The following is a 16,692-nucleotide window of genomic DNA, read 5'->3' as shown; positions in this document are numbered from 1 at the left end:
TGCATGTCTGGCAGAATGTGCACGACCCCTCTCGCTCGACGCGACAGCCATGCGACCGGGTCCTGAGAGAGAGAGTCCAGAGTGCTTCGGTGGGTCACGCGCCATCGCAAGTCGACGGCCGCAGGTGCGCTCGTCACGGCGGTCTCCGTCGCGCTCGGGATCGTCGCGTTCACCTACGACGGCTTCACGACGACGGACGTCGAGCTCAACGACGGCGGCGTCTGGGTCACGAAGCAGGATTCGCAGCAGCTTGGCCGCATCAACGTCCAGGCTGAGGAGCTCGACGCCGGACTGATCTCGCCGACCGCGAACTTCGACGTGCTGCAGGACGACGACAGCGTCCTGCTGCACAACCGCGAGGCCTCGTCGGTCATGATCGTCGATCCGGTGCAGGTCATCACCGGAGCGGTCGTGCAGCTGCCGCCGCAGGGGGAGATCGCGCTGAACGGCGGCACCGTCGTCATCGTCGACCCCGCCGACGGCAACCTCTGGGCGATGCCGTTCGCCGACATCGGCGGCTACTCGGCGCAGAACACCGAGCCGCTGCTCGAGCTCGGCGAGGGGGCCGCCGCCACCGTCGACCGCGACGGCACCGTCCATGCAGTCTCCCCGCGCGACGGCCAGCAGGTCTCCATCGAGACGCTCCCCGAGGGCGGCCTCGACGAGCCGCGCGTGCGCGACCGCGGCGAGCTGCGCGCCATGCAGGACCCGATCGTGACCGCGGTGGGCGGCCAGGCCGTCGTGCACGACCCGGGCACCTCGACGCTGCTCGTGCCCGGCGGTGCGGTCGAGGTGCCGGCGGATGCGGCGGTGCAGCTGGCCGGGGACGCGTCCGACCGCGTGATCCTCGCCACGCCGACATCGCTCATCCGACAGCCGCTCGGCGGCGGCGACGCGGAGACCCAGCAGCGACCGGGCGGCGGCGAGGCCGTGCCGCCCGTGCAGCTGGGCGGCTGCGTCTACGCGGTCTGGCCCGGCAGCGCCCAGCTCCTGCGTGACTGCGGCGACGACGCGCGCGATCTCGACCAGCCGGTCGACGGCATCGACGGCTCGCCCGCCGTCTTCCGCATCAACCGCGACCAGGTGGTGCTCAACCAGTACGTCCAGGGCGCCTCCTGGCTGCTCGCCGACACGCTCGTGCTCGTCGACAACTGGGATGACCTCGTGCCTCCGCAGTCGGACGAGCAGAGCGACGAGGAGGACTCGGAGTCCACCGAGGACCTGCTGACCAACCAGCCGCCGCCCATCAACGAGGAGAACTCGCCGCCGGTCGCCAACGACGACGACTTCGGCGCCCGCGCGGGCCGCTCCACGCTCCTGCCCGTGCTGTGGAACGACTCCGACCCCGACGGCGACGTGCTCACCGCGCGGGTGCTCGGCGACCTGCCGCAAGGGGTGCAGGCGGCCCCGGTCGCCAACGACTCGCAGCTCCAGGTCGAGCTGACGCCGGACGCGGCGCAGGGCTCGTTCACGCTCGACTACCGCGTCACGGACGGGCGCGGCGGCGAGGCGGACGCCCGCGTCACGGTGCGCGTGCGCGGCGAGGGCGAGAACTCGGTGCCCGAGCCGATGCGCGAGCAGGCATTCGCGGTCGAGCAGGGCGGCGAGTACGAGTACCAGGTGCTGAGCGAGTGGTTCGACCCCGACGGCGACGACATGTACCTGCGCGGCGCGACGACCGACTCCGGCGACACGATCCAGACGGATCCGTCCGGTCGCCTCATCTACACGGCCACCGGAGAGGTCGGCATCCAGACGGTCGTCGTCACCGTGTCGGACGGCAGGGCCGAGACGACGGCCGAGATCCTGGTGGACGTGCGCGATCGCGGCGACGCACCGCCGCTCGCGAACGCCGACTTCATCTCGACGATCGAGGGCAGGGAGGTCACGGCCCGTCCCCTCCTCAACGACTTCTCGCCGTCCGGCAGGCCGCTGCGGCTCGCCTCGGTGGAGCCGAACCCCAGCCTCCAGACGACCGTCGACCTGGACGCCGGCACCGTCCGCGTCACGGCCGGCGCGGTCGGCAGCCACTACCTCACCTACCTGGTGGCCGACGGCGCGCTCTCGAGCACCGGCCGCATCCGCGTCGACATCCGCACACCCGACGACGAAGCACGGCCGGTCGCCGTGCGCGACACGGCGCTGCTGCCGCAGCAGGGGACGGCGCTCGTCGACCTGCTCGCCAACGACGTCGACCCCGCGGGCGGCGTGCTGGTCGTGCAGCAGTTCACGATCGAGAGCGCGGCGCCCATCACGGTCGAGCTGCGCGACCGCCGGATCGTCAGCATCGTCGACAACCGGCTCGAGGCACCCTTCCGGTTCACGTACACCGTCTCGAACGGGCGATTCTCCGAGACCGGCACCGTCGAGGTCATCCCGGTGGCGCCGCCCACGCAGGCGCGTCCGCCCAAGGCCGTGGACGACCAGGCCACCGTGCGGGCGGGCGACTACGCGACCGTCCCCGTGACGGCCAACGACTTCTCTCCCGACGGCACCCCGTTCGAGCTGGCGCGCATCGTCGAGACCAGCTTCGCCTCCGAGGAGGAGGGCGTCGCGTTCCTCTCCGAGGGCAAGCTGCGCGTGCACGCGCTCGAGGCGGCCCCGACGCGGGCGACCGTCACCTACGAGATCGCCGACGGCTTCGGCAACCGCGACTCCGCGACCGTCGCGGTCACGATCGTGCCGCGCGAGGCGGAGCAGAACGCGCCGCCCGCGCCCGAGACGGTCACGTCGCGCGTGCTCGCGGGATCGACCGTGCGCATCCCGATCCCGCTCGACGGCATCGACCCCGACGGCGACGGCGTCGAGCTCGTCGGCTACGACACCGCGCCGGAGGGCGGCCGGGTGCTGACGACCGTCGGCCCCGACTACTTCGACTTCGAGGCGTTCCCCGACAGCGCGGGCACGGTCGAGTTCACGTACCGCGTGCGGGACCGCTGGGGCGCCGACGGCACGGCCACCGTCATCATCGGCATCGCGCAGGCGGCGGATGTCAACCAGACGCCGTTCGCGCAGACCGACATCGTGACCGTCCGGCCCGACCGCGCCGTCGCGATCGCGGTGCTCGAGAACGACTCGGATCCCGATCAGGATGCGCTCACCCTGCAGTCCGACCGGCTCGAGCTGCCCGACGAGCTCGAGGGCGCCGTCGTCAACGCCGAGCGCAGCACCGTCGACCTGCGGTCGCCGTCCGAGCCCGGCGACCACCAGTTCACCTACGGCGTCGTCGACGCGCGCGGCGCCGCGACCACCGGCACGGTCATGGTGACCGTCGCGGAGGACGCCCCGCTGCAGGCGCCCGTCGCCCGCGACGACCCGCTGCCGCGCGACGAGCTCGAGGTCGACGTGCCGCTCGACGTGCCGGTGCTCGAGAACGACCTCGACGCCGACGGCGACCCGAGCGACCTGCAGCTCTCGGTGGTGACCGGCCCGGGGAGGGTTGTGGGCGGCACGATCCAGGTCACGCCCAGCGACGCCTTCCAGGTCGTCACCTACCGCGCGACCGACCTCGACGGGCTGACCGCGGAGGCGTTCGTCTCCGTGCCGCCCGTGCGCGACCGTGCGCCCTTCCTGACCTCGACCGAGCCGCTCCAGGTGCGCTCCGGCATCGCCCAGGAGATCCCGCTGCGCGACTACGTCACGGTCTCGACGACGAACGCGCCACGCATCACCACGGGCGAGAAGGTCACCGCGGTGAACGACGACGGCAGCGGGCTGGTCGTCGGCACCGACACCCTGCGGTTCCAGTCGCTGCCGGGCTACACCGGACCCGCATCCATCACGTTCGAGGTGACCGACGGGACCGGCCCCGACAACGGCAACACCGCGACCCTCACCATCCCGATCGACGTGCTGCCCTCGAGCGTCATCGCGCCGACGTTCGCGGGCGCCGTCGTGCGAGCCGAGGCGGGTGAGCGGGAGGCGTCCTTCGACCTGCGCGACGCGACCGTCGACCCCGACCCGGGCGACATGGACGCCATGCGGTTCGAGGACCGTGGCGGCTCGATGGCCGGCGTCGAGACCCGCCTGGCGGACGGCGTCTTCGTCGCGACCGCCGCCGCGAACGCCGCACCCGGCGCCTCCGGCGCGTTCCAGATCGCCGTGATCGATCCGCACGGCAACGAGACGCCCGGCACGGTCATCGTCGAGGTCGTCGCGAGCAACCGTCCGCTCGCGCAGGCGCGGCCCGACACGGCCGAGGCGACCGCGAGCATCCCCACCACCGTCGACGTCGTCAGCGACGACTTCAACCCCTTCCAGAACGACGGGGTCCCGCTCCGCATGGTGTCCGCGGAGATCGTCGGCGGTGGCGAGGGCAACGTGTCGAACACCGATCGCGAGGTGACCGTCACTCCTGGCACCGACTTCTCGGGAGTGCTCACCGTGCGGTACACGGTGCAGGACGCGACCGAGCGGATCGAGCGGCAGGTGAGCGGCACACTGACGCTCAACGTCAAGGCGCGGCCCGAGGCGCCTCCGCGCCCGAACGTCGACGCCGTCGGCGACTCGCAGGTGACGCTCACGTGGGCGCCGCCCTCTGCCAACGGCGCACCCATCACCGGCTACATCGTCCAGTCCACCGACGGCGCGATCAGCTTCCCGTGCTCGTCGACCACCTGCACGGTCACCGGGCTCGTGAACAACACGACCTACGTGTTCCAGGTGATCGCGCAGAACGAGGTGGGTGACTCCGACCCCTCGGCGCCCTCGAACCAGGCTCGACCCGACGTGCGACCCGAGCAGCCCGCGCCGCCCGCGGTCACGCGCGGGGACACGCAGGTCATGCTGTCGTGGCAGCCGCCGGTGAACCGCGGATCGCCCATCCAGGGCTACGTCGTCGAGATCTCCCCGCCCGCGCCCGGCGGCGTCGTGCAGCAGCAGGCGGCCGGCACGAGCCACACCTGGACGGGGCTCCTCAACGGCACCGCCTACACGTTCCGCATCCAGGCCGTGAACCTCGCGGATGAGCCGAGCGAATTCTCCGCGTACTCGCAGTCCGTCACACCCGCCGGGCCGCCCACGCAGGTGCAGGGCGTCAGCGCCACGCCGAACCGGTCGATCCCGGGTGAGGTGCAGATGCAGGTGACGTGGACCGCGCCGAACCCGAACGGCGCCGCAATCACGGGCTACACCGTGACGCCGTCGAACGGTGCGGCCGCCGCGCAGACGACCGGCACGACGGCGAGCTTCCGCTTCGCGGCCACCGGCGAGGACGTGACCTTCACCGTCACCGCGACGAACGACGCGGGCACGAGCCAGCCGTCTGCGCCGTCGGCTCCCGTGCGCGTGATCACCGCGCCCGGAGCGCCGTCGATCGCGCACGTGCGGGACAACGACGGCTCGAGCACCATCTCGGTGACGCCGGGAGCGACGAACGGCGCGCGCGCCAACGAGGTACAGCACTACGTCGTGGTGGACGGCGCCCGCCGAGGGGCGCCGATCGGCACGGGGACGCAGGAGATCGGCGGCCTGCCGAACTCGAACACGGGCTACGCCATCCAGGTCGTCGCGGTGACGATCATCGACGGCACCGCCTACCCCAGCGATCCCTCGAACACCGTGCGGGCCAGGCCCTTCGGCCCTCCGCCCGCGCCGATCATCCGCATCGAGTCGGGCACCGAGCAGGTGACGTACCACTGGCGCTCCGGCGGTGAGAACGGGCGCCCCATCGCGTACATCGAGTGGACGCAGAACGCGAACGGCGCGAACCCCAAGCGCGTCGACCCGGTCCCCGGGTCGCAGACGCAGCAGCTGCCCGGCGGGAGCGAGGCCTACATGACCGCGCTCGCCGTCGACGTCGACGGCAACCGCAGCGCGCTGTCGAGCGCCGGGCCCGTCGTCGCGAAGGAGCGGCTCAACCCGAGCGTCTCCCTCGGCAAGGGCGGCGTCGCCCACGCGGGCTCGTGCCAGGGCGCAAACGGCGAGCAGTGCCGGTGGTACCAGCTCAACTGGAGCGACTTCGAGCCCGGCGTCTACAACTTCACCTGCCACAACACCGGCTCCGCCAATGGTCCGAGCAACCCGTTCGAGACGGGCAGGGTGAACCTCACCACGCGCAGCGGCAGCACCATCGCCGAGTACCAGGGCGAGCCGGGCGACGCCAACACGTGCTTCTCGGGCTACGCAGGCGAGGCGTGGATGCGAGTCTGGGGCAACGGGGTCGACCTCAACACCCCGAGAGTGAACTGGCCATGATCAAGATGGGAACACCATGAGCACCACCATGACCCGCGAGCAGGCCGCCTGGTTCGCCGAGACGTTCACGCGCCTGGTCGGCAACGTCGGCACCGTCGTGCTCGGCAAGGACGAGGTCATCCGCCTCGCCTTCACCGCGATGCTCGCGGAGGGCCACCTGCTGCTCGAGGACGCCCCGGGCACCGGCAAGACGCAGCTCGCGAAGTCGATGGGCGCGACCGTTCAGGGCACGAATCACCGCATCCAGTTCACGCCCGACCTGCTGCCGTCCGACGTCACCGGCGTCACCGTCTACGACCAGAAGACCGGCGAGTTCGAGTTCCACAAGGGGCCGATCTTCGCCTCGATCGTGCTCGCCGACGAGATCAATCGCGCGAGCCCGAAGACGCAGTCCGCGCTGCTCGAGGTGATGGAGGAGGGACGCGTCACGGTCGACGGCACGCCGTACAGCGTCGGCCGGCCGTTCATGGTGATCGCCACCCAGAACCCGATCGAGCAGGCCGGCACGTACCGCCTGCCCGAGGCGCAGCTGGACCGCTTCCTCATGAAGACGTCGATCGGCTACCCCGGACGCGAGCAGACGGTCCGGATCCTCGCGGGCTCGGCCAACCGCAACGCGTCCTCGACGGTGCAGCCCGTCATCACGACCGGCGCGATCGCCGAGATGATCGACCTCGCGGCGACCGTGCACGTCGACGACGCGGTGCTCGACTACGTCGCGCAGCTCTCCGAGCACACGCGCGAGTCGAAGGACACCCGGCTCGGGGTGTCGGTGCGCGGCGCGATGGCGCTCGTGCGGGCCATCAAGGTGCTCGCGGCCAGCAAGGGGCGCGCGTTCGTGCTGCCCGACGACGTCAAGGAGCTCGCGCAGGCCGTGTGGGCCCACCGCATCGTCCTCGACCCGGAGGCGGAGTTCTCGGGCGTCACCGGCGACCGCATCATCGATCGCGCGCTCGCCGACGTCTCGGCGCCGCAGGACCGGCAGCACGCTGCATGACGCAGGCGCCCCCGCGGGCGACCTCCACTCCCGCACCTGACCCCGACACCGGGACGACCGGCACGTCCACCGGCCCGGCGGCCGAGACGACGCGGCTCCGTCGCGCCGTCGAGCGCGATCGCACGCCGCTCCAGCGCGCGCGAGTGCGGATCGTCGGCGAGGAGTCGGTGGTCACCGACGGCGCCCAGCGCGCCGCGGCGTGGCTCCGCCGCGTCGTGTGGCCGGTGCTCGAGCCGATCACGGGCTTCGGCTGGGCGGTGCTGGTGGGCACGATCGCGATGCTCGCCGCCGGCATCGCGCTCGGCTGGAAGGAGCTCATCGTGATCGGCATCGCCGGCGCGCTGCTGCTGCTCGCCGCCATCGCCTTCATCATCGGCCGCAACCGGTACCGCATCGAGCTCGACCTGGCCTACACGCGCGTCGTCGTGGGGGAGCGCGCGCTCGGGCGCATCGAGATCCACTCCGCGTCGCCGAAGCCGCTGCTGCCCGCCACCATCGAGGTGCCGGTCGGTCGCGCGCTCGCCTCCTTCCACCTGCCGCGGATGCGTCCGGGCGACGTCCACGAGGACGTGTTCGCGATCCCGACGAGCCGTCGCACGATCCTCCAGGTCGGGCCGGTGCGCTCCGTGCGCGGCGACCCCGTCGGGCTGCTGCGCCGCCAGGTCAAGTGGACCGACCCGGTCGAGCTCTTCGTGCACCCGAAGACGGTGCAGCTCGACGAGACCGCACCCGGGCTGATCCGCGACCTCGAGGGCATCACCACCCGTGACCTGACGAACAGCGACATCGCGTTCCACGCGCTCCGCGACTACGTCGCCGGCGACGACCGCCGCTACATCCACTGGAAGTCGTCGGCGCGCACCGGCCAGCTCATGGTGCGCCAGTTCGAGCAGACCCGGCGCAGCGTGCTCGCGCTCGGCCTGTCGACGTCGACCGACGACTACGCCGACCCGCTCGAGTTCGAGACCGCGATCTCGATCCTCGGCTCGCTCGGCACCCAGGCCGTGCGCGACGAGATGGACGTCGTCGTGCAGACGTCGCGCGGCACCCTCCCCGCCACGACCGGCAAGCGGCTGCTCGACGCCCTCTCGGGCGTGGAGTGGTCGCCGCGGCACGACCGCTTCCTCGACCTCGCCGCGACCGTCGCGCGGGAGCACGCCGGCGCATCCGTGATCATGCTGCACGCCGGCGCGCCGGTCGACGCGGCGCTCGCCCGCCGCGCGCGCACGCTGCTGCCGACCCAGGCGAGAGTCATCGTCTTCACCGTCGTGAAGGGCGCGAAGCCGAGGCTGCAGCCGATCGGCGACGTCGCGCTCGCCACCCTCGGCTCCGTGAGCGACCTGCCGCGCATCATGCGAGGGGTGGCGCTGCAGTGACCGACCCCTCCATGCGCGACCGGCTGCTGCCGCGCACCCCCCGGCAGGCGGCCGTCGACTGCGCCGCCGTCCTCATCGTCATGCTCGCCGCGACGCTGTCGTTCGGGCCCGTCTTCGGCGGCACTGCCTACCTCGTCGCCGGGCTCGGCGCCGCGGTGCTGGGCATCGCCGTCGGTGTCGCGACCTCGTTGCGCCCGCTCCGCGGCTGGCTCCTCACGGCCGCCGGCATCGTGCTCGCGCTCGTGCTCTTCGGCCCCGCGCTCGCGGTGCCCCGCTCGACGATCGCCGGCGTCATCCCCACCCTCGACGCGTGGCGCGAGCTGCTGCTCGGCGTCGTCTACTCGTGGAAGGGCCTGCTGACCGCCGAGCCGCCCGCCGAGGGGTTCCCGAGCCTGCTGGTGGTGCCGTTCCTCACCATGCTGCTGTGCTCGAGCGTCGCGACGGTGCTGGCCCTGCGACTGCGCCGCGGTGCGCCGTTCGCGATGCTGCCGGGCGTGGTGGCGCTGGTCGTCGGCATCACGTTCGGCACGAAGATCGCCTTCTGGCCCGTGGTGCTCGGCGTGGTCGTCGCGGGCGTCATCGTCGCGTGGTGCGCGTGGCGGCGCGCCAGCTGGCGCACCGGGCTGAACGACGAGGTCGAGGTCACGAACGACTCGCGCCATCGCGGTCGCGCTCGGCGCGACCGCACGCGTGGCGCCGTCGCGATGATCGCCGGATCGCTGCTCGTCGCAGGCCTCGTGAGCATCCCCATCGAGCCGCAGGACCGCGCGGTGCTCCGCGACGTCGTCGAGCCGCCCGTCGAGCTCGCGGAGTACCCGAGCCCGCTCGCCGGCTACCGCAACTGGCTCAAGAGCTTCGAGGACGAGACGCTCCTCACCGTCTCCGGGATGCCGGAGGAGGGCCGCTTGCGGCTCGCGACGTTCGACCACTACGACGGCACCGTCTACGCCGTCGCGGGATCGCAGCAGTCGAGCGGGTCCGGATCGTTCGCCCGCATCGGCGACGAGGTGGTCGTGCAGCAGTCGGGCGACCCGGCGACCGTGCGCGTCGAGGTGCAGGACTACTCCGGCATCTGGGTGCCGGATGTCGGCTTCATGCAGTCGCTGCGCTTCGAGGGCCCGCGCGCCGACGACCTGCAGGGATCGCTCCACTACAACGGCCAGACGGGCACTGCCATCGCGCTCGACGGGCTCGGCGCGGGCGACGCGTACGAGCTCGACGCCATCGTGCCGGCGCAGCCGTCGCCCGACGAGCTCGAGCGCGCCACGGTGACGGACGTGCAGGTGCCGGAGCCCGCGATCGTGCCCGACCTGCTGCAGGCCTGGGTCGTGCAGCACGGCGTCAACGGACGCACCCAGCTCGAGAACATCCAGGCGATGCAGCGGCTCATGCAGGCCGGCAGCTTCAGCCACGGCCTCGAGGACGACACCATCCCGTCGCTCGCCGGCCACGGCGCCTCCCGCGTGCAGTCGATGTTCGAGCAGGAGGTGCTCGTCGGCGACGACGAGCAGTACGCCGTCGCGTTCGCGCTCGCGCTCTCGCGCATCAACGTGCCGTCGCGCGTCGTCATGGGGCTCTACCCCGACGACGGCTTCCCCGGCGGCGACCAGCCGGTCGAGCTCACGGGCGGCGACATGCACGCGTGGGTGGAGGTGCCGTTCGAGGGCCTCGGCTGGGTGCGCTTCGACGCCACCCCGCCGGAGGACCAGGACAACATCCAGCCGGAGCCCGAGCCGCAGCCGGAGCCGAAGCCGCAGGTGCTGCAGCCGCCGCAGCCGCCGGAGGAGCCGGCCGAGATGTCGCCCGACACGGTCGCCGAGGAGGGCCAGGAGGAGGACGAGGAGCTCGAGGACACGTCGTGGACCGGATGGCTCTGGGTCGCCGCCGGCGTGCTGCTGCTCCTGCTCCTCCTGCTGCTGCCCTTCCTCGTGGTCGGCGCGCTCAAGGCGGCCCGCCGCAAGCGCCGCCGTCGCGCCGAGCGCGAGAGCGACCGCCTCGCCGGCGGCTGGCACGAGGTCGTCGACGAGGCCGTCGACCTCGGGCTGCCCGTGCCGGCCGGCGTCACCCGCCGCGAGGTCGCCGCCGTGGTGGAGGGTCGATACCCTCGATCGAGAGCGACCGAGATCGGCGAGTTCGTCGACGAGGGCGTCTTCGGCCCCGGCGAGCCCGACCGGGGCGAGGTGGACGCCTTCTGGCTCGACGTCGAGCGCAGCCTCAAGGGGATGCGCTCCGAGGCATCGGCGCGCTCGCGCGTGCTCGGCCGGCTGTCGCTGCGGTCGTTCGCCCGACGGAGGAGAGAGCGGAGACGCCGATGATCTGGGAGATCGAGGACAGCCGGAAGGTCGTCGAGGGGCTCGACGACGACGGGCGCCCCGACCCTGCCTACGCGGCGGCGCTCGGGCTGCGGCCCGCGCCGCTCGGCCGCCGCGCGCTCGCCTCGGTCATCGAGTTCGTCGTCTACGGCCTGCTGCAGCTGCCGTACTGGATCGTCGCGCTCCCGACCCTGCTGAAGGTCGCCACGGGCTCCCTGCAGCCGTACGGGCTCGCGAGCCACCCGGATCTGGTGTGGATGATCGTCGCGACCGCCGCCTCCGGCGTGCTGACGACCGCCTTCGCGATCGTCCAGATCGTGCTGCACGGCCGCAAGGGCGTGACGCTCGGCAAGGCGCTCACCGGCATCCGCAGCGTCCACGTAGCGACGCTCGAGCGGCCCGGCATCGGCCGTGCCCTGCTGCGCGCGCTCGTCCTGTGGGCGATCTTCCTCGTGCCGATCGTCGGGCCGGTGCTGTTCTTCGTCTCGCCGCTGCTCGACCGCGAGAAGCGCGGGCGCGGCTGGCTCGACAAGGTCGGCCGCACCTGGTTCGTCGACATCAACGCGGGCCTCGACCCGTACCACGACAAGAAGATGCGCATCGCGCGCAAGACGGTCTCGGCGGCGCCCCAGGCGGCCAAGTCCCAGCTGCCCTCGCTCGCGACCCCGGCGGACAGCCTCGCGCAGGCCTACCGGCCCGGCGCGCGCATCAGCTCCGGCGTCGTCGGCGCCGCACGCCCGCAGCCGGCGCGCGCCGAGCACGTGGGCCTCGCCTCGCAGCCGGCAACGGAGGTGCCGACCGGCACCGTCCCCGGCATGCCGGCCGGAGGCGCGCGCCTCGGCGGCTACCGTCCCGGCGAGCTGAGCGGCGCCGCCCGCCCGCCCGCGCCGACCGCGCCGCCGTCCGCACCGCAGCCGCCTGCACCGCAGCCGCCCGCACCGCAGCCGCTCGCACCGCTCCGCGGCCCCATCGTCGACAGCGCGCCTGGCTTCTCGCGGCCCGTCGCGCCCGTCAACGCCGTCCCGTCGCAGCCGGCCACGAGCGGCGTCCCCGACGAGACGGTCATCGAGCCCGACATCGACGCCATGGACGACATCGACGACCGCACGGTGCGTCGCGTCGAGGTGGACGACGACCTCGAGGCCACCCGTGCGCGGCCGCGCAGCCGCTCGTCGGCCACGCTCGCGTTCGACACCGGCGATCGCTTCGCGCTCACCGGCGCCGCACTCATCGGCCGCAACCCCTCCCCGAGCGACGGCGAGGTGGTCGAGCACCTGCTGCCCTTCGCCGACGACACCCGCACGGTCTCGAAGACGCACGTGCTCGTCACCGTCGCGCCGCTCGCGGTCGTCGACCGGGCGTCGACCAACGGCTCCGCCGTCGTGCGCGCCGGCGTCGAGCAGCAGCTCGAGCCGGGCCGGCCGTTCCCGCTCGAGCGCGGCGACGTCGTGCGCTTCGGCGACCGCACCTTCACGGTGGAGCCCGCATGAGCGCCGTCGGGGAGTTCCGCTTCAGCCACCCCTCGATCTCGCTGCGCTGGGCCGGCACGACGCACGCCGGCATGCGCCGCGCGGTCAACGAGGACTCCGTCTTCGCCTCCTTCCCGGTCTTCGTCGTCGCCGACGGGATGGGCGGGCACGCCGCCGGTGACGTCGCGAGCACGCTCGCGGTCGAGGCCTTCCGCAGCCTCAAGGGCCGGGCGCTCGCCGACGTCGAGTGCGTCGAGGCCGCCGTCGAGCGCGCATTCGAGCAGGTCCACGCTCGCGCCGCCGACGAGGCGATCGGCGGCACGACCCTCTCGGGCTCGGTGCTCGTCGACGTCGCGGGCGTCGCCCACTGGCTCGTGCTCAACATCGGCGACTCCCGCACCTACCTGTTCGAGCGAGGCTCCCTCGAGCAGATCACCGTGGACCACTCGGTCGTGCAGGAGCTCGTCGAGACGGGTGTTCTGCACCGCGCCGACGCCCGCACGCATCCGCACCGCAACGTCATCACGCGCGCGCTCGGCGCCGGCGAGCGCCAGCCGGCCGACGCGTGGCTCCGGCCCGCCGAGCGCGGCCAGCGCCTGCTCGTCTGCTCCGACGGACTCACCGGCGAGGTCGACGACGCCGAGATCGCCGAGATCCTCGCCGACGTGATGTCGCCGGCAGCGGCCGCCGCGCTGCTCCTGCGCCGCGCGCTCGACGCCGGCGCCCCCGACAACGTCTCGATCGTCGTCGTCGACGTCGACGCCGTCGCCATCGCCGACGAGGAGCTGTTCGACACGAACGTCCAGAGCATCGACGACACCATCCCGAAGGGGGCGCGAGCATGACCGCACGCATCGAGTACGCGCCGGGCGACGCATGGTGCATCGCGGCGGGCCGCGTCGTGCTGGTGTGCGAGCGCGATCTGCCCGCCGTGCGGGCGCGAGCGCTCCACGACGCCGCCGCCGCCGTCGAGTCCCTTGAGTCGCTGCGCACCGTGCTCGAGCTGGAGCCGGCCGCGCTCCTCGGCCTCGTCGACCTCGATGACCGCCGCGTGCTGCTGCGCCGCCACGGCGTGCCGGCCGCCGCCGACGAGGAGCCGCTCGACGACCGCTTCGGCGCCGACTGGGGCATCGACGACGCCGACGCGTCGTCGATCATCACCGCCGGAGCGATCGCCGCGCTCACGCCGGACGTGCTGCCGCTCGAGGACGGCGTCGTGCGCGTCGCCGCCGTCAGGGCGGTGCCGCGTCCGTCGGTCGCGTCGGGCACCGGCGCGGTCGATGCGACCGCCGAGCCGGTCGCGGCCGCGGAGCCGCGCACCGGCGCGTTCGGCGAGACCCTGCCACCGCGCGGCGAGCGCGAGACGAAGCGCGAGCCGGAGCAGCAGGCGGAGCCGGCACCCGCGCCCACCCCGGCCAACCCGATCGGCGGGCTGATCGACTCCGTGCCCGGCTTCATCCGGCCGGCCGTCGACCTCGATGCCGCCGAGCCGGAGGCTGCGCCGCTGGCTGGCGCCGCTCCCGTTGAGGTCGGCGATCACGACGGCATGACGATCACCGCGGAGCAGGCGCGAAGGCTGCAGGAGGACGGCCCCCGCGCCGCGAGCGTCGACGCGCAGCAGCCGCCGCAGCAGGCTCCGCTGTCCGCGCCCGCGACCGGTCCGCTCGTGCTCTCGACGCTGTGCCCGAGCGGCCACGTCAACGCGCCCGGCACGCTCGCGTGCGTGCGCTGCGGCGGCACCGTCGACGACGGCTCCGCGGCGCAGCGCCCGCGCCCGGAGGTCGCGGTCGCCGTGCTGCCGTCGGGGGAGCGCGTCCCGCTCGGCCGCGGCGTCGTGCTCGGCCGCCGACCGCGCTCGCGTCGGGCCGAGGACGGCAGGGTGCCGCGCCTCGTCACCGTCGAGAGCCCGGGCGAGGACATCTCCCGCAGCCACCTCGAGCTCCGCGTCGACGACTGGAACCTGATCGCGATCGACCTGAGCTCGACGAACGGCACGCTGCTGCTGCGAGACGGCGCCGCGCCGCAGCGCCTCCGGCCCGAGGCCTCCACGATCCTGCAGCTGGGCGATCGCCTCGACCTCGGCGACGCGGTCGTCGTCAGCATCGAGGCAGCACAGATGGGACTCGTGCCGTGAGCCCGAAGCGCGCGCCCTCCGCGCCCCCGGCCCTGCCCGGCTACGACTACGTGTCGCTGCTGGGCTCCGGCGGCTTCGCCGACGTCTTCCTGTACCAGCAGCTGCTGCCGTCGCGGCAGGTCGCGATCAAGGTGCTGCTGCCCGACGCCGTCAACCGCGAGCTCATCGAGAACTTCCGCCACGAGGCGAACGTGATGGCGCAGCTGTCGACGCATCCGTCGATCGTGACGATCTACGGAGCGGCGGTCGCGCCCGACGGCCGGCCGTTCCTCGCGATGGAGTACTGCTCGAAGCCCAACCTGGGTGTGCGGTACCGGCGCGACCGGTTCGCGGTGCCGGAGGTGCTCTCGCTCGGCGTGCAGATCGCCGGCGCCGTCGAGACGGCGCACCGCGCCGGCATCCTCCACCGCGACATCAAGCCGGCGAACATCCTCGTGACCGCCTACAACCGGCCCGCACTCACCGACTTCGGCATCGCCACGAGCGCCGGAGCCGCCGACGACGCGAGCGGCATGTCGATCCCGTGGTCGCCGCCCGAGGCGTTCCAGGACCCGCCCGGGTCGACGCCCGCATCCGACGTCTTCTCGCTCGCGGCGACGCTGTGGACGCTGCTGGCCGGTCGCACGCCGTTCGAGCTGCCGGGCGGCAGCAACACGAGCGTCGACCTCATCGATCGCTCGCAGCGCGGCGAGATCTCGCCGCTCGCGCGGCACGACGTGCCGCCGAAGCTCGAGGCGGTGCTCGCCTCGGCGATGGACCCCGAGCCCTCACGCCGGTACGCGACCGCGGTCGCGTTCGGGCGGGCGCTGCAGCAGGTCGAGGCCGAGATGGCGTTGCCCGTGACGCCGCTCGACGTGCTCGACGACTCGCTCGAGCCCGACGCGGTCGACGAGGAGGACGGCGGCGCCACGCGCATCCGCGGCGTCGTCTCGATCGACCCGCACGCCGGCGAGCCCGCCCCCTCGATGGCGATGGCGGGAGGGCCCGACGTCGGCGACGCGACGCTCCGCAGGCCCCGCCCCGGCCCCGGCTCGGCGACGCCGCTCGCTGCCGCGCCCGAGCCGCAGCCGCGGCCCTCGCGCCGGCGCGCGCTCGCGACGGCGATCGGCAGCGCCCTGGTCGCGCTCGTCGGCGGCGGCATCGTGTGGATGGCGGTCACCGCGGGCTCCCAGCCGCAGCCGTCCGCGAACCCGACGCAGACCGTCGCCGCGCCGCAGGCCGCGCAGCGCCCGCCGGCACCCATCGCCGTCACGGGTCAGGTCACCGGCGAGACGGTCGTGTTCACGTGGACCAATCCGCAGCCGCAGGAGGGCGACGCCTTCCAGTACCGCTACGAGCGCAGCGACGCCGACCCCGTCACGTCGACGGTGCCCTCGCCGACCGTCACGCTCGAGCGCGACGCCGACGGCGAGTCGTGCATCCTCGTGAGCCTCGTCCGCGCCGATGGGCGCTCCTCCAACGACACGAAGGGATGCGTCGATGGCTGACACGCCGCAGCTGCAGCTCGAGTTCGCGGGAGAGTGGATGACGCTCGACCCGGAGCGCCCGTTCGTGATCGGCCGCGAGGGCGACCTCACCGTCGACGACAACCAGTACCTGCACCGGGCGTTCCTCGAGCTGCGCCACGTCGACGGCCTGTGGTGGCTCGCGAACGTCGGCTCGCGACTGTCGGCGACCATCTCGAGCGGCGGCGGTGCCGTGCAGTCGTGGCTGTCGCCCGGCGCGCGGCTGCCGCTGGTGTTCTCGGAGTGCTCGATCGTGTTCACCGCCGGCCCCACCACCTACGAGATCGGCGTCCACTCCGACGACGCGGCGTTCGCGATGTCGACCGAGCACCGCCGCCGCTCCTCGGGCGAGACCACGGTCATGCCGGTGGGCCTCACGCAGCTCCAGAAGCTGCTCATCGTCGCGCTCGCCGAGCCCATGCTCCGGCGCGACGGCGTCGGCGTGAGCGAGCTGCCGTCGAGCGGCGCCGCGGCGGAGCGGCTCGGCTGGACCATGAGCCGCTTCAACCGCAAGCTCGACAACGTCTGCGACAAGCTCGACCGGATGGGCGTGCAGGGGCTGCGCGGCGGTGTCGGCAAGCTCGCGAGCAACCGACGCGCCCGGCTCGTCGAGTACGCCGTCTCCTCCCAGCTCGTGACCCGCAGCGACCTCTCGCTGCTCGACGACCCCGCGCTCCGCGCCGCGGACGACCAGGACTGATCGG

General features: G+C 73.1%; 9 protein-coding genes. All 9 read left to right on the top strand.

Translation table 11 applies throughout. The annotated features are described in order from the left end of the window. The first annotated feature begins 81 nt into the window (after nucleotides 1–81). The 9 genes from ACLQ21_RS09730 to ACLQ21_RS09690 are packed head-to-tail and all read left to right on the top strand — an operon-like array spanning nucleotide 82 to nucleotide 16,688. A complete protein-coding gene (locus tag ACLQ21_RS09730; protein ID WP_425663194.1) occupies nucleotides 82–6,195 on the top strand; it encodes an Ig-like domain-containing protein in 6,114 nt (2,037 codons plus the stop codon). A gap of 16 nt (nucleotides 6,196–6,211) precedes the next feature. Further along, on the top strand, nucleotides 6,212–7,192 hold the full coding sequence (locus ACLQ21_RS09725; RefSeq protein WP_425663192.1) for an AAA family ATPase: 981 nt from the start codon (nucleotides 6,212–6,214) through the stop codon (nucleotides 7,190–7,192). Beyond that, complete coding sequence (locus tag ACLQ21_RS09720; RefSeq protein WP_425663190.1) at nucleotides 7,189–8,568, top strand: DUF58 domain-containing protein; 1,380 nt, start codon at nucleotides 7,189–7,191, stop codon at nucleotides 8,566–8,568. The genes ACLQ21_RS09725 and ACLQ21_RS09720 overlap by 4 nt, the downstream gene beginning before the upstream one ends. Continuing rightward, nucleotides 8,565–10,883 carry a transglutaminaseTgpA domain-containing protein gene (locus ACLQ21_RS09715; protein WP_425663188.1) on the top strand — a complete coding sequence of 773 codons (2,319 nt, stop codon included), beginning with the start codon at nucleotides 8,565–8,567 and terminating at the stop codon, nucleotides 10,881–10,883. Before ACLQ21_RS09720 ends, ACLQ21_RS09715 begins: the two co-directional genes overlap by 4 nt. Next, a complete protein-coding gene (locus ACLQ21_RS09710; RefSeq protein WP_425663187.1) occupies nucleotides 10,880–12,370 on the top strand; it encodes an RDD family protein in 1,491 nt (496 codons plus the stop codon). The genes ACLQ21_RS09715 and ACLQ21_RS09710 overlap by 4 nt, the downstream gene beginning before the upstream one ends. Next, complete coding sequence (locus ACLQ21_RS09705) at nucleotides 12,367–13,194, top strand: PP2C family protein-serine/threonine phosphatase (RefSeq protein WP_425663185.1); 828 nt, start codon at nucleotides 12,367–12,369, stop codon at nucleotides 13,192–13,194. Before ACLQ21_RS09710 ends, ACLQ21_RS09705 begins: the two co-directional genes overlap by 4 nt. Further along, on the top strand, nucleotides 13,191–14,483 hold the full coding sequence (locus ACLQ21_RS09700) for an FHA domain-containing protein (protein ID WP_425663183.1): 1,293 nt from the start codon (nucleotides 13,191–13,193) through the stop codon (nucleotides 14,481–14,483). Before ACLQ21_RS09705 ends, ACLQ21_RS09700 begins: the two co-directional genes overlap by 4 nt. Next, complete coding sequence (locus ACLQ21_RS09695; protein ID WP_425663181.1) at nucleotides 14,480–15,970, top strand: protein kinase domain-containing protein; 1,491 nt, start codon at nucleotides 14,480–14,482, stop codon at nucleotides 15,968–15,970. Before ACLQ21_RS09700 ends, ACLQ21_RS09695 begins: the two co-directional genes overlap by 4 nt. Continuing rightward, on the top strand, nucleotides 15,963–16,688 hold the full coding sequence (locus ACLQ21_RS09690) for a hypothetical protein (protein WP_425663179.1): 726 nt from the start codon (nucleotides 15,963–15,965) through the stop codon (nucleotides 16,686–16,688). Before ACLQ21_RS09695 ends, ACLQ21_RS09690 begins: the two co-directional genes overlap by 8 nt. The last annotated feature ends 4 nt before the right edge of the window (nucleotides 16,689–16,692 follow it).

Source organism: Agrococcus sp. DT81.2 (assembly GCF_049844935.1).
Taxonomy (GTDB): domain Bacteria; phylum Actinomycetota; class Actinomycetes; order Actinomycetales; family Microbacteriaceae; genus Agrococcus.
This window is presented reverse-complemented; position numbering and strand designations above follow the sequence as displayed.